General features: G+C 35.3%; 23 protein-coding genes. 3 read left to right on the forward strand and 20 right to left on the reverse strand.

Going from position 1 to position 20,813, the window contains the following annotated elements; translation table 11 throughout:
* Positions 1-25: 25 nt before the first annotated feature.
* Positions 26-211: an antitoxin VbhA family protein gene (locus DN392_RS24705; protein WP_000874723.1), complete on the reverse strand. Its 186-nt coding sequence runs from the start codon at positions 209-211 to the stop codon at positions 26-28.
* A gap of 225 nt (positions 212-436) precedes the next feature.
* On the opposite strand from DN392_RS24705, the gene DN392_RS24710 reads away from it, so the two are divergent.
* Positions 437-1,060, forward strand: a complete 624-nt coding sequence (locus DN392_RS24710; RefSeq protein ID WP_033658741.1) for a CmcI family methyltransferase — start codon at positions 437-439, stop codon at positions 1,058-1,060.
* Between the two features lie 179 nt (positions 1,061-1,239).
* On the opposite strand, the gene lepB (DN392_RS24715) is transcribed toward DN392_RS24710, so the two are convergent.
* From lepB (DN392_RS24715) to DN392_RS24760, 10 genes are all read right to left on the reverse strand, one after another.
* Complete coding sequence (gene lepB, locus DN392_RS24715) at positions 1,240-1,761, reverse strand: signal peptidase I (protein WP_000806884.1); 522 nt, start codon at positions 1,759-1,761, stop codon at positions 1,240-1,242.
* Between the two features lie 82 nt (positions 1,762-1,843).
* On the reverse strand, positions 1,844-3,997 hold the full coding sequence (locus tag DN392_RS24720; RefSeq protein ID WP_064449314.1) for a peptidoglycan D,D-transpeptidase FtsI family protein: 2,154 nt from the start codon (positions 3,995-3,997) through the stop codon (positions 1,844-1,846).
* A gap of 241 nt (positions 3,998-4,238) precedes the next feature.
* Positions 4,239-4,967, reverse strand: coding sequence for an NAD-dependent protein deacylase (locus tag DN392_RS24725; RefSeq protein WP_064449315.1), 729 nt, complete (start codon positions 4,965-4,967; stop codon positions 4,239-4,241).
* Between the two features lie 75 nt (positions 4,968-5,042).
* The gene (gene pcp / locus DN392_RS24730) at positions 5,043-5,690 is read right to left on the reverse strand and encodes a pyroglutamyl-peptidase I (protein ID WP_064449316.1); all 648 of its coding nucleotides are present in this window, start codon (positions 5,688-5,690) and stop codon (positions 5,043-5,045) included.
* A gap of 16 nt (positions 5,691-5,706) precedes the next feature.
* Positions 5,707-6,669, reverse strand: coding sequence for a DUF979 domain-containing protein (locus DN392_RS24735; protein ID WP_060631397.1), 963 nt, complete (start codon positions 6,667-6,669; stop codon positions 5,707-5,709).
* Position 6,670: 1 nt separating this feature from the next.
* The gene (locus tag DN392_RS24740) at positions 6,671-7,366 is read right to left on the reverse strand and encodes a DUF969 domain-containing protein (RefSeq protein ID WP_000593393.1); all 696 of its coding nucleotides are present in this window, start codon (positions 7,364-7,366) and stop codon (positions 6,671-6,673) included.
* A 21-nt stretch (positions 7,367-7,387) separates the two neighbouring features.
* Entirely contained in the window at positions 7,388-8,149 is a 762-nt protein-coding gene (pxpA, locus tag DN392_RS24745; protein WP_064057523.1) for a 5-oxoprolinase subunit PxpA, read from the reverse strand.
* 18 nt (positions 8,150-8,167) lie between these two features.
* On the reverse strand, positions 8,168-9,157 hold the full coding sequence (locus DN392_RS24750) for a 5-oxoprolinase subunit C family protein (RefSeq protein WP_064057522.1): 990 nt from the start codon (positions 9,155-9,157) through the stop codon (positions 8,168-8,170).
* Positions 9,148-9,861 carry a 5-oxoprolinase subunit PxpB gene (gene pxpB, locus DN392_RS24755; protein ID WP_000672248.1) on the reverse strand — a complete coding sequence of 238 codons (714 nt, stop codon included), beginning with the start codon at positions 9,859-9,861 and terminating at the stop codon, positions 9,148-9,150. Before pxpB ends, DN392_RS24750 begins: the two co-directional genes overlap by 10 nt.
* A 14-nt stretch (positions 9,862-9,875) precedes the next feature.
* Entirely contained in the window at positions 9,876-10,628 is a 753-nt protein-coding gene (locus DN392_RS24760; RefSeq protein ID WP_048566130.1) for an IclR family transcriptional regulator, read from the reverse strand.
* 173 nt (positions 10,629-10,801) lie between these two features.
* Here DN392_RS24760 and DN392_RS30520 point away from each other — a divergent pair, with 173 nt between their 5' ends.
* The gene (locus DN392_RS30520) at positions 10,802-10,972 is read left to right on the forward strand and encodes a hypothetical protein (RefSeq protein WP_165502246.1); all 171 of its coding nucleotides are present in this window, start codon (positions 10,802-10,804) and stop codon (positions 10,970-10,972) included.
* A 193-nt stretch (positions 10,973-11,165) separates the two neighbouring features.
* Here DN392_RS30520 and DN392_RS24765 read toward each other — a convergent pair whose 3' ends face one another.
* The 5 genes from DN392_RS24765 to DN392_RS24785 form a co-directional block, all read right to left on the reverse strand.
* A complete protein-coding gene (locus DN392_RS24765) occupies positions 11,166-11,999 on the reverse strand; it encodes a DNA alkylation repair protein (RefSeq protein WP_088321651.1) in 834 nt (277 codons plus the stop codon).
* 152 nt (positions 12,000-12,151) lie between these two features.
* Positions 12,152-12,703, reverse strand: coding sequence for a signal peptidase I (gene lepB / locus DN392_RS24770; protein WP_000662493.1), 552 nt, complete (start codon positions 12,701-12,703; stop codon positions 12,152-12,154).
* Positions 12,704-12,726: 23 nt separating this feature from the next.
* Entirely contained in the window at positions 12,727-13,404 is a 678-nt protein-coding gene (locus tag DN392_RS24775) for a copper homeostasis protein CutC (protein WP_088091608.1), read from the reverse strand.
* A 233-nt stretch (positions 13,405-13,637) separates the two neighbouring features.
* Complete coding sequence (gene spoIIP, locus DN392_RS24780; protein WP_001045275.1) at positions 13,638-14,768, reverse strand: stage II sporulation protein P; 1,131 nt, start codon at positions 14,766-14,768, stop codon at positions 13,638-13,640.
* 218 nt (positions 14,769-14,986) lie between these two features.
* Positions 14,987-15,715, reverse strand: coding sequence for an ArsR/SmtB family transcription factor (locus DN392_RS24785; protein WP_064057521.1), 729 nt, complete (start codon positions 15,713-15,715; stop codon positions 14,987-14,989).
* A 69-nt stretch (positions 15,716-15,784) separates the two neighbouring features.
* On the opposite strand from DN392_RS24785, the gene DN392_RS24790 reads away from it, so the two are divergent.
* On the forward strand, positions 15,785-16,255 hold the full coding sequence (locus tag DN392_RS24790) for a DinB family protein (RefSeq protein ID WP_048566126.1): 471 nt from the start codon (positions 15,785-15,787) through the stop codon (positions 16,253-16,255).
* Positions 16,256-16,452: 197 nt separating this feature from the next.
* Here DN392_RS24790 and DN392_RS24795 read toward each other — a convergent pair whose 3' ends face one another.
* The 4 genes from DN392_RS24795 to DN392_RS24810 all read right to left on the reverse strand — a co-directional run bounded on the left by DN392_RS24795 (position 16,453) and on the right by DN392_RS24810 (position 20,744).
* The gene (locus tag DN392_RS24795; RefSeq protein WP_064469869.1) at positions 16,453-17,601 is read right to left on the reverse strand and encodes an acyl-CoA dehydrogenase family protein; all 1,149 of its coding nucleotides are present in this window, start codon (positions 17,599-17,601) and stop codon (positions 16,453-16,455) included.
* A 152-nt stretch (positions 17,602-17,753) separates the two neighbouring features.
* Positions 17,754-18,386 carry a YdcF family protein gene (locus DN392_RS24800; RefSeq protein ID WP_000662227.1) on the reverse strand — a complete coding sequence of 211 codons (633 nt, stop codon included), beginning with the start codon at positions 18,384-18,386 and terminating at the stop codon, positions 17,754-17,756.
* 329 nt (positions 18,387-18,715) lie between these two features.
* Positions 18,716-19,303 (reverse strand): GNAT family N-acetyltransferase, encoded by a 588-nt coding sequence (locus tag DN392_RS24805; RefSeq protein ID WP_000402564.1) that lies wholly within the window; start codon positions 19,301-19,303, stop codon positions 18,716-18,718.
* Between the two features lie 112 nt (positions 19,304-19,415).
* Complete coding sequence (locus tag DN392_RS24810) at positions 19,416-20,744, reverse strand: YjiH family protein (protein ID WP_064469870.1); 1,329 nt, start codon at positions 20,742-20,744, stop codon at positions 19,416-19,418.
* Between the last annotated feature and the right edge of the window lie 69 nt (positions 20,745-20,813).

The raw sequence follows: 20,813 nt of genomic DNA on the forward strand, positions 1-20,813 counted from the left end.
AATAGTTTGTAGCGCCTCTAGTTCGTTAAGTAAGTTCGCTTCTCGCAATCGCATCAGCTAATGTAATAAGTTGCTCGTGCGTTATCTTTCCGGCTAACTTTTCTTTTATAACTTTTTCCATTTCTTTTGTAATGGTCATACCTTCTAGTTCTAGGCTCGCTTTAGCTGCCTCGAAAGCTTTATTCAGTTCTTCCTCGCTTTTGAATGCCATAGTTTAAGTTATCTCCTTCACATCATTTTCATTTCCTTTTCTAATGAAGCAAATTGTATACTTATACATACGTCCATTTCCTTCCCTTTACACATGAGTTATTTAGCTTATTTTTAAGTGAAAACACTCGCCTTACAATTCCTTATCACATAATATATAGTACAACTTTCATACGTAAGCACTTTACGTAAAGCGAAAGAATCCTTTTTAGAAAGGAGAATTAACATCGATACTATAAGCAATGAATTTCTAAAACTTTATTACGACAGCAACGTTTGGTTACATGATACACACTGGCTTGGGGTCCCCATTTTCAAACTTCCCTCTGATCTTTTTTTGTATCAAGAAATTATTTACGAATTAAAACCCGATTTAATTATTGAATGTGGCACTTGTTATGGTGGTAGCGCATTGTATTTAGCTTCTATATTAGATTTAATTGGAAAGGGTCACGTTGTTACTATTGATATATTCCCTCAACCAAATCGTCCATCCCATGACCGAATTACGTATGTAACAGCTTCTTCTGTTTCTGTACATGCCGTTCAAACTATATTAAATATGCGCAAACCTGATGATGTGATTTTAGTTATTTTAGATTCTGATCATAGTAAAGAGCATGTATCAAAAGAACTTTTACTTTATAAATCTATCGTTACTACTGGTAGTTATATTATTGTAGAGGATACATCTATTAATGGAAATCCTGTTTCTCCCGATTGGGGCCCTGGCCCAATGGAAGCTGTAGAAGAGTTTTTAGCTAAAAACAACAACTTCATAATTGATGAATCTAAACATAAGTTTTTCATATCATTTAATCCAAAAGGTTTTTTAAAGAAGATAAAGTGAAACTTTAATAAGTGGGGGGGTCATCCCCACTTATTATTAGTTGAACCAATCGGGCTGTTACGGGCAGTTGATCTCCCACCTAACTCCTTTGTACAGCTGAATTTTGAGGTGGGGGGCTTACTGCCCGTTAATGCGGGGTAAAGTGAAACTTTAATAAGTGGGGTTGTGTATAACCCCACTTATTCTATAATCTTCATTTTTGAAAAAGGATAATATACAAATTCCACTTTGCCTATTATATTATCTTCTTCAATATATCCTAAGCCATTTCGACTATCTCTACTAAGTTCACGGTTATCTCCCATTACAAATAATTTATTTGGCGGGATTTTCGTCTTTTGAAAGTTATAAAACACTTGCGTATTATTGAATAAATCTTTATTTGTATACGGTTCTTCTTGCTTTTTATCATTCAAATATACTGATCCATTCTTTATGTTAATTACGTCACCAGGAAGTCCTATTACTCGTTTTACATAATATTTCGACTCATCCTCTTCCTTTATAATGACAATTTCTCCGTGCTCTAAATTTGAAAAATGTACTGCTGCTTTATTTACAAATACGTAGTCTTCTTCATATAAAGTCGGTTGCATCGATTTCCCTTCCACTTTACATAAAGTAAAAGAATGATAGGCTACTACCAAAACAAACACGAAGAGTATGTATTTCCCCCAGCCTCTTTTAATCTCCTGTTTCATATCCATTCCCACCTTATTTAAACGCTTTTTAACTCAAAAAATATATCACTGCACAATATGTCTCCATGCAGTGATACTATTTTTACTGGGCCTTGTTCGGCTGTTCTACTGGGACTGGATTTCCACCCGCTCTTTTCGTTTTCAATTCAAAATACGCATCCAAAATCTCTTTACCAATCGCGGAATTAATTCCTGATTTGTCATCATTCACCCAAGGTACAACAACTGAAAAAGCTACTTCCGGATCAGCATCATATGGTGCATAACCGGCAAGAGTTAAATTATAACATTTTTTCCGGTTATTGTTTTCATCTCTTCCAATATCACTTTCTCCACCGTATACAGTTTCAGCTGTTCCTGTTTTTCCAGCTGGTTTATATGGTAATCCTTTAAACGTTGCCGTACCTGTTCCGTCAGTTTCTTGAAAAACTCTTCTAAATCCTTCTTTTACATGATTAATGTATGAAGTGTCCATATCCACTCGATTTAAAATAACTGGTTCAATAGACCGAACAACTTTTCCAACATCCTCTGGTCTATGTGGTTGCTCTCTCACTTCTTGCACAATTTGTGGTTTCATTCGGTATCCGCCGTTTGCAATTGTTGACATATATTGAGCAAGCTGAAGCGGCGTATATGTATCGTACTGTCCAATCGCATAATCAAGTAAAAAGCCAGGTATGTTATCCGTTCTACCCATTTGACCAATCGATTCATTCGGCAAGTCAATACCAGTTGGTACACCTAAGCCAAACTGTCTAAAGTAGTAACGCATTTTATTAAATGTCTCTTTTTTAATATCTAACGGATTGTTTGGCACATAATTAATACCTGCCATTTTTAATGCTGTATTAAACATATAAACGTTTGATGAAACTTGTAAAGCTCTTAAATCATCAATATCACCAAAATCTTTCCACGATTTCTTTGGCTTAGTACTTCCTTTAAAATACATTGGTGCATCAAAGAAATGCGTATACGGCTTAATTGTTTCAGTTTGATATCCGGCTAATAACGTAGCCCCTTTCACAGTTGATCCTAACTCATAAGAACTTGTCATCGTTCCTAAAGCGAAGTCTTCTATTTGCATTCCGCCATCTTTATTTACAATTTTCTTTCCTGCCATTGATAAAATTTGGCCGTTTTTCGGGTTCATCATTACAACGAACGCGCGATCCATCATCGGCTCTGCAGAATGAAATGCTCGTAAATTCTTTTCAAGACTTTCCTCTACTTTTTTCTGTAACTCCATATCTACTGTTAACATTAAATTATTTCCACTTTTTCCTTCAGTCACCTTTTCTGTCCGAATAATATTTCCCGCTTTATCCGTAATATTTTTAGACTGTTCTTTCGTTCCATGTAATGCATCTTCGTACTGTTTCTCGATGTAACTCTTACCAATGCGATCATTTCGGTTATAATCACGCACTAAATAATAATCTAACTGTTCTCTCGGCAAGCCCTCATTTTCAGTCGAAACGCTACCAAGTATGGAACGAAGTATTTTATCATTTGGGTATTCACGTTCCCAATCCACTGTCGTATCTACTCCTGGCAAACTTGCCAATCTTTCACTTACGATTGCATATTCATTTTGACTTACATCTTTTTTAACAATTTGCGGCGTCATTTTATATCCCGCATTCATCCTACTTTTAATTGCTAGTACTTCTAAATCCTCTTTTGATAGTTCGCTTAATTCTTCTAGCGTAATTCTTTCACGGCGCAACTCTTCAACTTTTTTATCTAATTCTTTCCCTTCTATCTCTTGCTTCCTAAATGCACTCTCATCTTCTTTCGTTACTTTTTCTGCTGCTCGTTTTTCATTTAACTGCATCCAAAAATCTTTTTTATCTGTTTCTGTCAACTTATTTATATCTTCTGGCGACATTTCAATTAGCTGTGCTAAGTTTCTTGCTACTTGTAAAACTTCTTTCGAATCTACTCCTTTCATTTTCGTATATGTAACGGTTCGTAGCGGTTTATTATTTACAATCAATTGACCTTGCCGATCAAACATTTTCCCTCTAGGAACAGGCGTGCTTACCGTTACATCTTCCTTTTTGTTCACTTCATTTCTATACGTTTCGCCATCAATGATTTGTACTTTACCTAATTGAATTATAATAGCTGAAAATAAAAGAAAGACGATAAAAAATAGTACATTTAATCGAAAAGGAATATGAGTCTTTTTCTTTTTCGATTGTTTCTTCTGCTCCTTTTTCTGTCTCATTTCGCTCCCTCGCTTCATTCTATTAACATTTCTACATAGAACCATTATGTATCAAATTTATTTATATGATATATATAGAATTTTATATTAATTACTAAAGAAATAAAAGATTTAATTTTCAGTTTTTTAATTTTATGTCCTATTTATTACCATTCCCCTTAATTCGTCATAACATGAATTTTATTCAAACAAAAAACTGAGGTGTTCTCTATACACCTCAGTTTTTCATAAAAATAATAACTTATTTAACCGACGATACACCTTCAACAAACTCACCAATCTTATTTTGAAAAACAAAATCAAAGTTATATTCTTGCCCTGTTAACTCTTCATTTACTAAAATGGTCGTTGCCCCTATTTCCCTCTTTGCGATTTGCGGGAATGAAGCGACGGGTTGTACTTTTAATGACGTTCCCATAACGATAAGTACATCTGTTTCATATAAACGTGTTATCGCATTTTGATATTGCGGCAATGTATCTCCGTATAAAACAACGTCTGGATTTAAAATGAAATTACATTTCTGACAGCGAGGCACTTCATGATCAATCATATACTGCAAGTCATATCCCGCTTTACATTTTGGACAATGCGCTGTTTGCAGTGTTCCATGTAGATCAATAACATGTTTACTACCACCTAATTGATGTAAACCATCAATATTTTGCGTTAAAATTGTAATATCTTTCCCTTGCTCTTCTAATTCAGCTAAAAAACGATGCCCACGATTTGGTTTATATTGATGAAACGTATTAATTTGAAATATTTCTTTATAATGCTTCCAAAACTCTTTCGGACTTCTGTTATAATACCCTCTTGATAAGTACATCTCCACATTCGCATCAGCATACAATCCATTTGCTGAACGAAAATCTGGGATACCACTTTCCGTACTTGCACCAGCGCCTGTTAATACTGTCATTTTCTTCGCTTTTTCTAAAATTGAACGTACTTCTTCAAATTGTTGCACAACAATCACCTCTATGTATTTTCCTATTCTTATTATACCAGTTGTTTACAGGAGGTGTTGTATGATTCGTTTTGTTTAGTGCGTCGCGCCCCCAACCTCTACAATATCCACCTCAACTGTCGTCGTTACTTCAACTGCCAATTCTATCCCTTTACGAATAGTAGTAAGTGACATACTCGGTTGGCCTGGATAGTTACTCGCTTGCTCTGGTAAAAACGGAATATGAATAAATCCGCCTTTCATTTTTGTATCATGTTTCTCTAGTTCATGCATAAGACCATAAAAGATGTGATTACAAACGAATGTACCTGCTGTTTGTGAAACGGAGGCCGGTATGCCTTCTTCTTGTAGTTTTTTTACAATTGCTTTCATCGGAAGTGTAGACCAATAAGCAGCTGGTCCTTCTTCTATAACCGGTACATCTACCGGCTGATTCCCTTCGTTGTCAGCAATTCTTGCATCATCAATGTTAATTGCGACACGCTCTACCGTAATATCTGGTCTACCCCCAGCTTGTCCGATACATATAATTATTTCAGGGGTTAGTTCTTCTATATATTCTTTTAAAACTTGTATTGATTTATGAAATACGGTCGGTACTTGTTTACTAATAATCTTGTACTCTCCGATTGTTTTTTCATGCAAACTTTTTGCGACTTCCCAAGCTGGGTTGATACTTTCTCCGCCGAACGGATCGAACCCTGTTAATAATACTGTTTTCATAGTTTTATCCTCCTAGTTAGAAACGATATACAAGGCCATACATAATAAACATATTTATGATAAAGATTGAAAGAGCAATTGGTACTTGCGCTTTAATAACTGCATTTTTATCTTTTAGCTCTAAAAGCATTGCCGGAACGATATTAAAGTTTGCTGCCATTGGTGTAAGTAGCGTTCCGCAATATCCAGCAAACATCCCGAGTGCTGCCATAATTGCTGGGTTCCCCCCGTGCATTTGAACAATTAAAGGTAAGCCAATTCCGCCAGTAATAACGGCAAACGCCGCGAAAGCATTTCCCATTACGACTGTAAAGAGCATCATTCCTAAACAATACGCCATAACAGCAACAAACGGATACTCTGTCGGTAACACTTGGCCGACTAAATCAGAAACGACTTGGCCAACGCCAGATTTTGCGAAAATACCGCCAAGTGCTGCTAGCATTTGTGGTAAAATAACAGCCCAGCCGACAGCTTGTAATAGTCTACTTCCTTCTTGCACAGGCGTTGTTATTTTCGATTTTGTAATACGCATAGCCGCAACGAATGCAAGTAATGCTCCTAGTGCTAAAGCTACTAGCGTTACTTTATCCGGATCAACAAGGGAGACATTCCCCCATTTAATTTTCCCTAACGTTAACGTACCGATAATTGTAAAAATAGGAATTAATAGTGCAGGCATAAAAATTTTATTTTTTAATTTCTCAGCATGTTTTACACGTTCTTGTACTGGAACTTCTTTCTCCTGAGACTTTGTTACTTTATTTAGTGAAGCTAAAATAACCATTGCGAGCACAATACAGCCAACGTAAAACGAAGGGATTACATTTCCGAATAAAAATGTAACTGCAAATAACGCCCAAAATAAGCTAGAACCAAATCGATTTGGATGCTCACGATCAAACGCAATACGAACAGCGATAAAGGCAACGATTATACCTAATACATAATAGATTGTATCCATAGTTATGATGTTCATATTATATTGCCTCCTTCTCTTCTTTTCCTTCTGTCTTCATTGTTTTCTCTATATATTTATCAAACCTTCTAAACCTAATCCAGCTCACGATAAGTGCAGATATTGCAGTTGGAATACCCCAAAGTGCCATATCCCATACACCGACATGCATACCTACTGAATCGAAGAATCCTTTCATTAATAAAATGGCACCAGTTGCGATAAAAATGTCTTCTCCGAAAAACCAAGCTGTATTTTCCGCAGCCGCTGCGTTTGCTTTAATCTTCTCTCTTAATTTTTCAGGAAGTTTACCGTATTTACCTTGCGCAGCCCCTTCTGCCATCGGTGCAACAAGCGGTCTTACTGTTTGCGCATGACCACCAATATTAAGCCCTAGTGCTGCTGATGATTCTCTTATCGTAAAATATGACATTAATACTCTTCCAGTTGTTGCACCTTTTGATTTCGTTATAAGTGCTTCTGCTCTTTCTTTTAAACCGTAACGCTCTAAAATTCCGATTACCGGTAAAGTTAATATAATTGGCATAGACATATATCTATTTTCTATGAAAAATTTACCGAACATGCTGATCACATCATAAAAACTTAATCCTGAAACCATACCAGTAACAATACCTGCAACCATAACGACTAACAGTGTATTTAATCTAAATAAAAAGCCAACTGCAACAAGTAGTATCCCGATTAATTTAATCATTCCAGCACTTCCCCCTATTTTTTATTTTGGTGCACAAATAGAAATACCATTAAGTACGAATGTTCTGTATATTTTCCCCGCAAATTGAACTGCTTTTTCCCCATCACCATGTAAACAAATCGTTTTCGCCTGAACCGCTACTTTCTCGCCATTCACCGAATTTACATATCCTTCTTTCACCATTTGAAGCACTTGTTTTATCGCTTCGTCTTCATCTTTTATTAGCGCATTTTCTTCTGTACGGCTTGTCAGCGTTCCATCTTGCTTATACGTACGATCTGCAAAGGCTTCTTGTACGAGAGTTACATTGTACTTTTCTGCAGCCTGTATAAACGCCTCGCTATTTGCTAATCCGTAAAGTAATAGACTTGGATTCACATGAGAAATTGCCTTTGCAATTGCATCTGCAATTTCCGGATCAGTCGCCGCCATATTATATAAGGCACCGTGTGGCTTTACATGCTGCATTTTCCCGCCTGCCGCTTTCACAAAAGCGTCTAATGCGCCAATTTGATATAAAACATAGTCGTATACTTCACTTGCTGAAACATTCATGTTCCTTCTACCAAATCCAATTAAATCTGGAAACCCAGGGTGTGCGCCTATTGCTACATTGTGCTGCAGTGCCTTTTCGACCGTTTTCCTCATTACGGCCGGATCACCCGCATGAAAACCACAAGCAACATTTATAGAGGAAACGAACGGAAGAATTTCATCATCATTCCCCATTTTATAAGCTCCAAAACTTTCTCCTAAATCACAATTTAAATCGATTGTCGTCACGATATTTCCCTCCTAATGTCAACTTCGTAAAGTGATGAATTTCTTTAATAGATTCATATTTACTTCTTGTTCTATGTACAATTGTTCCGCTTCCTCAAGCGTAATTTTCTCAAAAGAAACATAGTCCCCCGGTTTTAACTGAGCAAGAAGTGGTAAATCTACTGAAATAATATTTCCCATTCTCGGATAGCCACCTGTCGTTTGCCTATCTGCCATTAATATAATCGGCTGTCCTCCATTAGGAACTTGAATAGTCCCAAATGTAACGGGACTCGATAAAATTTCTTTTTCTTCCACTCTATTTAAAACTTCTCCTTCAACTCTATAGCCCATACGGTCAGCGTAATTAGATACTTTATACTCTTTCGTAAAAAATGCTTGTATACTTTCTTCTGTAAATTGATCATATTCAAAATCAGTTATGATGCGAAGCTTAGAGTACTTCTTATACTGTGGCAGTATGCTGCTGCTAATTGCCCATTTCGTTTTGTTTCGCTCATCGTTTTGTAAGTTTTGAATGCAATGACTCGCCATTTCTGTGTGCGTTCCAATTTGAAAATAATCTCCCTTTTTCAGCATTCTTCCTTCAATACCACCAATTGCAGCACGTATGTAAGTACTTTTGCTTCCCATCGTACGATCAATATGTATACCACCTGCAAAAGTCACATACGCTCTGCAACCGCTTTTCACTTTCCCAAAACAAAGCATACTACCTTCTTCCGCTAAAATGGGACGCCATAATGGAATACGCTTCCCATTCAGTAACGGCTCCATATTTGCTCCGCCAATCGCAAGTAAAGTCGTTTTCTTTATTAACAATTTAGGCCCCCTGATCGTCATTTCGAGTCCCGCTTCATTCTCTTCATTACCGACTAACATATTGATCATCCGGAGTGCACTTTGATCCATGGCCCCGCCAACTGGTACACCGTATTGTTGATAATGAGCTCGCCCTAAATCTTGGACTGTTGTAAACATTCCTGCATGTAAAACCTCTACATCCATTCTTTAGCCCCCTCAAGTGATACATACTCTTCCTTCGTTATTGGGATAAATCGTAAATACATACCACTTTGAATATAGGTCGGTGTTTCTTGTTCTGGATTAAATAATGAAATAGGAGTTCGGCCAATAATATTCCATCCTCCTGGTGTTTCAAGCGGATATATACCTGTTTGATTTCCGCCAATACCTACCGAACCAGGAGAGATTTGTAACCGTGGTATTTCTTTTCTAGGTGTTTCTAGTTCTTTTGATAGTCCTCCTAAATACGGGAACCCTGGTGTAAAACCTAGCATATACACAAAATATGTTGTTTCACTATGTATTCGAATTACATCTTCTACTTGCAAACCGTGATAATGTGCGAGCTCTTCTAAATCAGGTCCATATTCTCCTCCGTAGCAAACTGGTATAGAAATATGTTTCACATCTCGTTTCAACTCTTCCTTATACGTATCGAACATTCCTGTTATGTATTGGCATACGTAATCATACGGTCTTATCTTTCTATCATTTCCCTTCCATACTTCATATAAATTGTAGTAAACAGCTAATGAAGTAAACGACGGAACGCATTCAATCATTCCTGCAAACTGATGTTGCTGCAATGCTTGAAATAATCGTTGCACTTGTTCGTACGTATCCATCCCAATTTCTTCACCAAATGTAACAATAATTGCTTGATCCCCTAACGCAGAAAATTTCATCCCACTCCCTCTTTCTATGCCAAAAAGCCGAGTTCTTTCGAAATGCGATGTGCTGTTTCTTTCACCTTCGCGATAAAATATGAAATATTACTTTCGCTATACTCAATTGCTAATCCCGAAATACTAATACCTGCTACAACCGTTCCATCGCTTGCAAAAATAGGCGCTGCTATAGCCGCAGTATGATTTTCTAACTCAGAGTAGCTAATGGTATGTCCTTCCTTTTTCGCCATTTGTAACACTTCTAGCAATTGCTTCTTATCCACGATTGTTCCATCTGCAAACTGCTTTAAATCCGTTTCCTCTATGTATTTCCGTTTCTCTTCCTCAGAGAAATACGATAGTAAAATTCTCGGACATGCACCAGCATAAAGTGGTGCTCTTCTTCCAACCGCCGTATACACGCGTACAGGCTGAACGCCTTCCATCTTTTCCACATAAATCGCGTCATTACCATCTTGAATAATTAAATTAACTGCCTGTCCTAAACTATTTCTAAGCTCTTTCATATATGGAATCGCAATATTTCTTACGGATAATCTTTGTGAAACAAGTTGACCGAACCGTAAAAAAACGACTCCGAGACGATATTTCCCCTTCTCATTTTTTTGTAAAAACTCCATTTCTTCTAACGAGCCAATTAAACGATAAACAGATGTTTTCGGCATACTCGTAAGCTGAACCATATCTGTTAAACTTAGCTCTTCATGCTCATAAAACAACTCTAAAATATCCATTGTCTTAACTGCCGTTTTATTTATACTCATTCTATCTCCCTTTTGTTCCGAATTTCGGAACTTAAATTCCGTTTTTTGAAACGAACATATAATTTAAAATTATAAAATATTCTTTCAATTCTATCAATATTTTTTTCACGTACATAATCCGATATATTTTGTCCGCTATTAAAAAAACACATATAATATGTGATTTATATAAAATGAAAATCTCTTGGATGATTGATAGAACTTTAACACCTGAAGAACGAACTATTAGTGAATGTAATTTATATTGGAGTGATTCGCTTCCTGACAGTGAATATAAAATTAACTTTAGAAATCACGACGGTTCACTTTCCAAAGTACATATTGCCACAAAACTATTAGAATAAAAATTACAATAAAAAAGTACGGAAGTTTAGATTTGAAATAAAATTTGATTACCTTTCATTCATAACACCGATAGAAAAGAAAATATAAAAAGCATGTATTAATCAATACATGCTCTTCTCATAGTTATTCGAAATATTTTTTTAACATAATTGATTGTTCCTTCGTACAACTAACAAGTCTATTAGTTACATATTACTTATTTTTCAAAATCGTTCTTTTAGCTTTTTTAATAATTCTACTAGTTGATTTTATGTCAGTATCCTTTGCCCATTCTTCACACAGGTTCATTACCCAATCCGGTTTCGTTTTACTTGCATCATTTAACCAGTTTCCAACCGAATCTTGTACATATTTTGATGGATCTGATTTAAGTAAACTAAGAATGGGAAGTGCTTTTTCAGGTTCTTGTTTTAATATTTCAATATGTTTACTCCATACACCTCGAGGACGAATAGATTCTACAGAGAACCTGCGAATATTCTCATCTTCACTTTTTGCCCATTCTACTAACAATTCCACACTTTCTTCTATATTTTGTGAAAGACCTTCTCTAATAGACATCCAAGCGATTTCTCGAACACCAAAATGATGATCCGCCGCAAAAGGTTGAATATACGTTAATATATCTTTTAATGTGTTATTTGATTTTTTATTCATAAACGCTGCCCAACATCGTACACTATCTGAAATATGATTAGATAATTTTAACAGTACGTCTTCCTTGTTTCCTTCATTCTCTTTGAGTATAATTTCATCCAATAAAGTTCCTGTTATTCGTATGACTTTCATTCCTGTTTCAACGTTTTGTTTTTCTAATTCAGCTACTATACATTCCAAACTATTCTCGAGTCCTATTGAAGGTAAGACATTTTTAAGTAATTCAATATGATTTATAGCTAACCATTCTGTTAGATTAACACTTTCTATTTTCCCTTGCTGTAGTAATTGTAAGACCTCTTTAGGAATTTCGTTTACTTTCCTGGCTCCTTTCCTGTTTAAGATAACTTCTGCTTCTTTCGTTATCATTTAAATTCCCACCTTGCAATACTATCTTCAAATAAACAGAGGCCATTCTGAAAAATAATAATCAAAATGACCTCTGTCTTTCTTAAATGAACATTCAGTTTTACAAAAAATGTGATTTAAATCCACTGGAAGAATATTTCTCCCATACTTCTTTATAACGCTCTTACTTGTTTCAACGGCCAGAAAACAGCTTGGCCTTTTCCGACAATTTCATCTTCTGAAATAAATCCGAACATTCGACCGTCTTTCGAAACTTCACGATTATCTCCTAAAACAAACACTTGGCCTTCTGGCACTTTCGTTTTTCCAGTGATTTGTTCTAACGTAAAGTCTGGAGTTAATACACGGCCTGCTGCTTTTTCTTTAAACTCTTTTAAATATGGTTCTTCCATCGCTTTTCCGTTTACATATAAAACATCGTTTTTATACTCCACTGTATCGCCTGGTAAACCAATTACTCGTTTTACTAAATCGTATCCTTCTTTTCCGTGGAAGACAATAATATCAAAGCGCTCTAATCCACTTATACTATAACCAATCTTATTTACGAGAACTCGCTCGTTATTTTCTAAAGTGGGCATCATCGATTCACCTTGTACTAATGAAGGTGTAAATAAAACACCGCGAATAATAGCGATTAATACTAGTGTAAATCCTATCGTTTTAGCCCATGAGAATAATTCTTTCTTCGTATTTTCCTTCATCGTTTCTCCTCTTTCTTACGTGTTTATTGTATGATTTGAACTAATTCTTGCGCTAAATTAAGATCAATTTCAGAAAAACATGATTTCCCTTCTCTTACCGCTGTACCGACATGAGCTTGCGAAATTCCAGTTTCATCTAGTAATTTCTTTATATTTTCTTTCGTCACACCAGCTCCAACTACAAGCTGAATTTGGCCATCACTTACCTTTTGCATATCTGTAAGCACCGGAATATTATCAACTATATTTCCTTGTCCACCTGAAGTTAAAACGTGAGTCACTTTATGAAACTTCTTTAAAGTTCTCATCGCTTCTACTGGATTTTCTATATCATCTATCGCACGGTGGTACGTTACATTTATTCCATCTACAACAGATAGTAAATCTGCTAGTTTCTCTTCATCCACTTCATTTTTTTCATTTAATACACCTAATACAACACCAGCTACTCCAAGATTTTGAGCAACTACAATATCCTCTTTCATCATTTCAATTTCTTCTTCCGTATATGTAAAAGACTTCGCATGCGGACGAATCATAACGTGAATCGGTATATGTACTGCTTCTACCGCTTTTTTAATAAAAGCATAACTCGGTGTTAAACCGCCTTCTGTATAAGATGAAATTAATTCAATTCGGTTCCCGCCAGCTCGTTCAATTCGTTTCACATCTTCTAAACATGTTGCAATAACTTCTAGCATGAGATGACCTCTTTTCTTGCTTTTTTCTTATTATACAGTAGGTGAAATAAGAAGCATAGCATTCTCCTATAAAACGATAAAAAGAAGAATGAAAAGAAAGATTTTTTCAATTGATAACGTGTATTGGTAGTGTTATATTTCTCATATTCTACAAAAAAGGAGTAACCCCCTAGAACGCCTGACTAGGTGTCACTCCTTTTTATTTTACAAAAATACTAGTTTTCCCTATACATTTAGTTATTTTTCTTTGTTACTTCATTATAATAGTGGCTAAATGCTTCTACTAATGCGTCAACTGAAGCATACAGTTCTTCTGGTGTATTATCTACCCCTCCCATTTCAATAAGTAAAGCATTTGGAGAAAGGTCTTGATTATATACTCCGTTCCCGCTTTTACGATCTTTAATAAAAATCCCTCGGCTTAAACCGTAATACTTCTCATCTAAATATGAATTTATTGCCGTTACTATTTTTTTATTTTGTTCAAAGTTAGGATTCTCTCGTCCTAATATAAAATAGAGACGAGCATAATTCTTTCCATTAATCTTTTTTGTTGTAATATTTTTTCGTGCATCATCTCTATGAAGGTCCATTGGAAACATAATATTTTTATCTTGCGCCAATTTATCTTGTAATATTTGACGGGATCCCTTGTAAGATTGTGCCCAATTTAAATTTTTATTTCGCAGAAAATCCCTCATATTTGTCGTATCATGTGAAACGCCTATTCCTTTTTCTTCTAACTTTTGTTTTAAATAGTTTCCAACAAACGTAATATTCACTTCATTATTTGTACTAGAGGCATCATCTGGTATAGTAGCACCTGGAATGAGAGGAATAAATGACTCCCAACTATGTGTATGATAAATAAAAACTTTATTTTCACCGTTATTTTGTGTATTTGAATTGTTTTCTTTCTCACTCTTTGGGTGCTCAATAGCAGAACCTTTATCCTTAATATTCTCTAAAGGAATGCTGGATTCTTCAGGAATGTTCGTATAATCTGTTCCTTCCCCAGCAATTAATATTTCCGAATAAAATTGATTCATATTTGGAAGTTCTCGAGTTAATAAGCTTCGAAGGTCATTTACATTAATATTTGTAGAAAGTGAAAGTAAAAAAGATTCCAAAGACGCTCGTCCTTTTTCTTTATGAAATTCTTCTGCAAAATAACGATTCTCACTGCCTATCATATACATAAGGCCTTTAGTAGAATTCGTTCCTAATAATTGGTTAATATAATAAGATTTAAATACGTTTGAATTACTAGAAATGAAGAATGAAGTGAGAATACATATAATCGTGAATAAAAGACATATCATGACATACTTTATATTAAATACTTTCAGTTTCACTTTATTCATTTTATATCTCCCTTCATTTACTATATTCTTACGCATAATTTTTAAGTAATATGATTAATAATTTAATAGAATTGCTTCAACTACTATGTTTTCATTTAAGCTCTTTCCGTAAAGCGAATGAGGTTAAAGTTGCCTTGCGCAGATACCCTCAAAAATTTTAAAAGAAATTAAATAACCTGAGTCTATATAAATATAGAACTCAGGTTATTTAATACTGTTTACTCGACAGGAGGCACTGCATTGATATGGACTTTTTTATTGTCCATATCAATGCCTAATTGGTCTTTCAATAACTTCATACCTTTTTTTGTAAGATGAACAGCCCGATTCTTATCCGTTTTTGTAATCCATTCCTGTTCAAAAAATAGTTTTGCTATTGCAGATCCTAACCAACCAGAAATATGGTAGCGTCGTTCACTCCAATCAAGACAAGGTTTTGCAAATACCCTTCTCTTTATATCTGCCGTTTCAACATTTATTCCAAAATTCAGAAACCACCGCTTACCTTGTTCCGTTACAATGTATTCTCCTTCCTTTAAAATTATAAATTCCCTATGTAGTAATTTTTCAGTTATCTCTACACCGAGTCTGCCTGCAAGATGATCATAGCAAGTTCGAGCATAACGAATTTGTTTTAACTGATCCGATTGTTTTAAAGACCGAACTTGGACTGTTGGTGCAATTGTTCCTAACTTTTCAAGAACTTCTGCTACCTCTTGATTAGCAAGTCGATAGTAACGATGTCTACCATGTTGTTCAACTGTAAGTAGATTCCCCTCTACTAATTTAGAAAGATGAGAACTAATCGTTGGATGTGACACTTTTGCATTATAAGCCAATTCGCTAGCAGGTAGTGCTTGATTATTCATTAAACAATCCAAGATGATTGCTCTTGTAGGTTCAGCAATTAGTTTAGCTATATATGAGATATTCGGATATACATTCATATTTCGATGATACCCTAACTATTAAATTGATACAATTATTTTAAGTTTAATAGTAAAGGAGAATGTATTATGAATGCAATTGATCTTAGTATATTAAATTTAAAAGAAACGAGAAGGCGCTCAGAAAAATTATGGAATTCTCTTCCCAATAATTTTCTTAATTGGAAGCCTGATCATGAGGCTATGTCCTTTGGTGAAATGATTCGTCATGTATGGAGCTCAACTTTTTACTATCATATGATTTTAAAAAACAACGGCTCAATAAATGATATACATTTCCCGTATGATGACGAGCCGATTACTTGTGTAAAAAAAGAAACTGAATTGGCACAAGTATACTTTACTGACTTCATAGAATATGTACAATCCATAAGCATAGCTGAGCTAGATTCAACCCTTATTGATCGAAGCGATGTTGGCTATCAAAGATATTTAGGCGACATGCTATTACGAATTGCCTATCATGATGCGGTCCATGCAGGGCAATTTTTACAATATTTACGCATGATAAACTTGGAAAGACCTTTAATTTGGGATTAAAAGTTTCCCAACTAACATTGCAATAAATATTTTTTCAGCCAATAACAATCCAAAATCACGATAACCATTTATATTAAAAATCTACATCTCAATTTGGTACGTCGTACACATAAAAAGCACGTGTTTGATTAATAATCAAACACGTGCTTTCAAAATAACTATATTGTCCATAAACAATAAAATGCAAGTTAAAAAAACTACGACCGAAACGCCGCATCCGCTAATATAGATAGTGTTGCATCATCCATCGGCGGATTGTGCAATCCTGCTCTGACATTTAAATAGTAACGGTGAAGTGGATTTTTTTCTGATAAACTTTTTGCTCCTACGATGCGCATTGCTTTATCAACAATAGATATCGCTGCATTCGTTACGGCATATTTCACTGCTGCTAGTTCTGCTTGCAGTGATAATTTATCTTCTGCCTCATCGTACTTTTTCGAAATTTGATATAAAAAGACGCGAGCTTGCATAAGCTCGAGTTCTAATTCTCCAACTAATCTTCTAATATTCGGTAATAAACTAATAGAATGGTTTAAACTATTTGGCTTGTATGATCCCGCAAACTGAACTGCATAATTTCTTGCTGATTGTGCAATTCCTAAATAACATGCTGGTATATGTAGCAACCAGCCAATACCCTTTTGTTTCACTTTCCCGCCCTTTACATCTGTAAAAAAGCGACTTTCTATCTCTACATTTTGTAAGACAAGGTCGTGACTAGCAGTCCCTCGCATCGCAACGCTATCCCACGTTTCTTCAATGGATACACCGAGCGTATTTCTTGGAATGACAAACTCACCAACTTCTTCACGGCCTTCCATACTTGCTGAAATAATAAAATAATCAAGTACTGGCGCCATCGTTGTAAAAATTTTTCTTCCATTTATAATCCACTTCTCGCCTTGTTGAACCGCTATTGTTTCTGGTTTTCCACCACGCGTCGGACTCCCTGTTTTCGGCTCTGTTGCCGCCCTGTTAAAGAGCGCCCCGTTACGTACTTCTTCGCAAAACCATTTGAACATCTCATCATTCCAAGAGCGATTTTCCGCTAGCTCTTTCACAATGCCAAGATGCCAGCCAATCGATAATGCAGTAGCTCCGCAGCCTTCCGCGATTTTCTCTTGAAATAAAACGAAGTCATATAAAGAAATCGCACTACCACCAAATTCCTTCGGTAACGTTAATTTCGTATATCCAATATCTTTCAAATCATTTATATTTTCATACGGAAATGATCCTAATTCACTTAATTGATGCTCTCTTTCCATGAACTTCGGAATCAATGTATTTATTTGCTCAATAATGAAAGATTGTTTTTCTGTTTCAACAAATGAGAGTGCCATACTATAATCTCCTTTATGTTCGATTCATAAACCGTTCATTTTGTCATTATGATTATATGAAGCTACCTCTCTATTGTTTCACTATTCCGATAAAAATACAATGTTTTTGACTAATAAGAAAAGTTCCTATTGAAAGATAGGTTCTTTTCTTATTAGTCTCCCTTCAATGCCTTTAACGGCAAAGAGGTTACATATCCAATATACGAGAATAATTCTTTAAAGAAGAATGGTATTTCTGTATCTAACGTTTTATATGCTGATGTCGGCGTTGGTGAAGCATACGCTTCAATATTAATATGTTTTGCGATTCTCATTGCGCGTTTCATATGAAGTGGATCACTTACAATCGTGTATGTGCGTATTCCGTTCTCTATTCCAACTTCCTTCGCATTCTTTAAATTTTCTTCAGTGAAAAGTGATTTTGTTTCAATTAAAATATCTTCCTCTTTTACACCTTGTTTCATTGCATATACTCTTGCAGTACGCGCTTCCTCAAGCTCTGCCTCAAACTTTGTACCACCTGTAAAAATAATCTTTTTAATATTTCCGTTCTTATATAAAGAAATCGCATGATTAATTCTTTCTTTAAATACAGGAGATGGTTTTCCATTCCATGAAGCTGCTCCTAGTACGATACCAGCATCCGTTCTCACGCTATCATCTGTTTTAAAACGATAGCTCCAAATATCGTAAGCTGCGTAACTTACATATAAAATAGCAGAACAAATCATTAGTAAAAATACTTGAAAGATTCGTCTTTTCTTACTCTTCTTATTTTCTTTCATTTGTAATTGCCTCCGTACATCATCCATACTTCTATAAAAAAACATTTATATCAAATCGTTTTGTTTGAATTTATTTAAAAGAAGGAACTTTACTTGTTATTTATATATAAAAGGGTTTTCATTTAAAATTGAGGATTATCAATTCATTTTCATTTGCGGTTTTCATTACATTTTAAAATTCATAAGTTTATTACCATACAACTACATTGTAACGAATTTTTTCTCAGAAGGGAACGATGAAACAAAAGGAATTAAAATAAAGTAGCATTTTGTAAGAAAAAAGGTATATTTTTCATACCTCACGAACAATATACCTTTCAAAACACGAATTATAACTTTTCTTTATACAACTCTAATTTTTCTAACAATTGTTCTTTTACGCCTGGCCATTCACTCGAGATGATACTATACACAACCGCATCTCTCACATAGCCATTCGGCAATTTTCTTTCATTTCTAAGCACACCCTCTTTAACTGCACCTAACCTTTCAATTGCTCGCTGTGCTTTTTCATTTCTTACATCTGTCTTAATTTGTACCCTCAGCATATGCAATTTTTCAAAAGCATACTGGAGAAGCAAATACTTACACTCAGTATTTATACTCGTACGTTGCACACTTGGATGATACCACGTTTGTCCTAACTCGATTGTTTTATCTTCTACTGAAATATTATATAGACGTGTACTTCCTACAATCGTATTCGTCTGTTGATCCACTACAACGAAAGGTATTTGAGTCCCCTTCCCATAACCTTGTATCGCTTTTTGAACATATTGCTGCATATCTTGCGCAGTATCCATTTTAGAAATTAAATACGCCCAAATATCTCGATTTCCTTCTACAATCGAAAACAAAGTTTCGACATCATCACTATCTATTAACTGTAACTTTGCTCTTTCATGAATTATTTCCATTTGTTCCCCTCCTCTTTTTTAACTATATCATACAAAAAAACATCTTATAATCTACATATCGTAAACTAACAAACATAAAAAAACTCGCTTTTCTTTAAAGCGAGTTCATTCTTTATAGAAGTATGTAAGCAATCGGCGTAATAATAAGTAACGTTAATATCGTTCTTTGTACATAGAGAATAATAAGTTCCGATACTTTTAACGGAATGTCTGTCGATAAAATACAAGGAATGGAAGCTGAGAAGAACAATATAGATGATACCGAAACAACCGCAATGACAAACTTTGTCACAAGTGGTGCACTTACTACTAATAATGATGGCAAAAACATTTCCGCAATACCAACGGATACCGCTTTAGCAGCTAAGTCTGCTTCTGGTAATTGTAATAGCCATGTAAATGGATAAAAAATATAGCTGATCCAATCAAATATTGGTGTAAACTTTGCTAAGATGATACCCATTAACCCTACTGACATAATTGATGGTAAAATTCCCATCGTCATGATAAAACCGTCTTTTAAGTTCACTGCAATATTTTTCATAATACTCGGTGCAGACTTTGATACTTCTAACGCATCTTCCCAAGCTCGTTCTAGCATTTTTTCTTTATAAACAGGCTCTGGGAACCCTTCTTCTGTTACATATGTATCTGGTTTTCTACTAAGGGGTGGGATTCTTACGGTGATAGCAGTTACGATGAATGTGACAACAAGAGTAGTCCAAAAATAAACATTCCATAAATGCATAATGTCTAATGTTTTTGCGATGATGATCATAAATGTTGCGGATACTGTAGAAAAACCTGTAGCGATAATGGCTGCTTCTTTTGTCGTATATTTTCCTTCTTTATACACGCGGTTCGTAATTAATAACGCCAATGAATAGCTCCCTACAAAGGAAGCAACCGCATCGATTGCTGATCTTCCCGGTGTTTTCCATAACGGTCTCATAATCGGACGGCAAAATGTACCGATAAATTCTAGTAATCCGTACCCGACTAATAACGCTAAAAAAGCTGAGCCAATTGGAACGAGTAAACTTACCGATATTACTAGTTTCTCATACAAAAACGGCCCTACATCTGGCGCAAAGAACCAGGCTGGTCCCACTTTAAAACAATATAGTACACCGAAAACGACGCCAACTACTTTTAAAATAGAAAAACAAATGTCTACGATAGAAGCATTCCATTTCTTCGTATAAAACGGATAAATCGCACCCATTACCATAACAAGTAGTGCGTAATAAGGTACTACTCCTGGAACCGAAGCCCGGACCCAAGATACGATATGATCAATCATAATGGACGAAGCACCATTTATCGTAACCGGTACGAAAAACATAAACACCCCAACGAGACTAGCGAGTATAAACCGAAGAATGATCCTCTTCTCACTCCCTGTCTTAATTACATTCCTTTTTAATTCAATTTCACTCAAAATTCGACACCTCCTATTTTTCTAAATATTCTGTATAATCATGTTAGATTCCTTCTTTTGATTTCTAAT

This window comes from Bacillus sp. BB51/4 (assembly GCF_008368845.1).
Taxonomy (GTDB): domain Bacteria; phylum Bacillota; class Bacilli; order Bacillales; family Bacillaceae_G; genus Bacillus_A; species Bacillus_A wiedmannii.

Coding starts and splice junctions, on each gene's coding strand:
- pcp (WP_064449316.1), bottom strand. CDS start 5,690: ATGAAAACAGTATTATTAACAGGGTTCGATCCGTTCGGCGGAGAAAGT.
- DN392_RS24735 (WP_060631397.1), bottom strand. CDS start 6,669: ATGAACATCATAACTATGGATACAATCTATTATGTATTAGGTATAATC.
- DN392_RS24795 (WP_064469869.1), bottom strand. CDS start 17,601: ATGGCACTCTCATTTGTTGAAACAGAAAAACAATCTTTCATTATTGAG.
- DN392_RS24805 (WP_000402564.1), bottom strand. CDS start 19,303: ATGGAAATAATTCATGAAAGAGCAAAGTTACAGTTAATAGATAGTGAT.
- DN392_RS24790 (WP_048566126.1), top strand. CDS start 15,785: ATGAATGCAATTGATCTTAGTATATTAAATTTAAAAGAAACGAGAAGG.
- DN392_RS24785 (WP_064057521.1), bottom strand. CDS start 15,715: ATGAATGTATATCCGAATATCTCATATATAGCTAAACTAATTGCTGAA.
- DN392_RS24765 (WP_088321651.1), bottom strand. CDS start 11,999: ATGATAACGAAAGAAGCAGAAGTTATCTTAAACAGGAAAGGAGCCAGG.
- DN392_RS24750 (WP_064057522.1), bottom strand. CDS start 9,157: ATGGATGTAGAGGTTTTACATGCAGGAATGTTTACAACAGTCCAAGAT.
- DN392_RS24740 (WP_000593393.1), bottom strand. CDS start 7,366: ATGATTAAATTAATCGGGATACTACTTGTTGCAGTTGGCTTTTTATTT.
- pxpB (WP_000672248.1), bottom strand. CDS start 9,861: ATGAAATTTTCTGCGTTAGGGGATCAAGCAATTATTGTTACATTTGGT.
- lepB (WP_000806884.1), bottom strand. CDS start 1,761: ATGAAACAGGAGATTAAAAGAGGCTGGGGGAAATACATACTCTTCGTG.
- DN392_RS24760 (WP_048566130.1), bottom strand. CDS start 10,628: ATGAGTATAAATAAAACGGCAGTTAAGACAATGGATATTTTAGAGTTG.
- spoIIP (WP_001045275.1), bottom strand. CDS start 14,768: ATGAATAAAGTGAAACTGAAAGTATTTAATATAAAGTATGTCATGATA.
- DN392_RS24720 (WP_064449314.1), bottom strand. CDS start 3,997: ATGAGACAGAAAAAGGAGCAGAAGAAACAATCGAAAAAGAAAAAGACT.
- DN392_RS24775 (WP_088091608.1), bottom strand. CDS start 13,404: ATGCTAGAAGTTATTGCAACATGTTTAGAAGATGTGAAACGAATTGAA.
- DN392_RS24800 (WP_000662227.1), bottom strand. CDS start 18,386: ATGAAAGAAAATAAGAAGAGTAAGAAAAGACGAATCTTTCAAGTATTT.
- lepB (WP_000662493.1), bottom strand. CDS start 12,703: ATGAAGGAAAATACGAAGAAAGAATTATTCTCATGGGCTAAAACGATA.
- DN392_RS24705 (WP_000874723.1), bottom strand. CDS start 211: ATGGCATTCAAAAGCGAGGAAGAACTGAATAAAGCTTTCGAGGCAGCT.
- DN392_RS30520 (WP_165502246.1), top strand. CDS start 10,802: ATGAAAATCTCTTGGATGATTGATAGAACTTTAACACCTGAAGAACGA.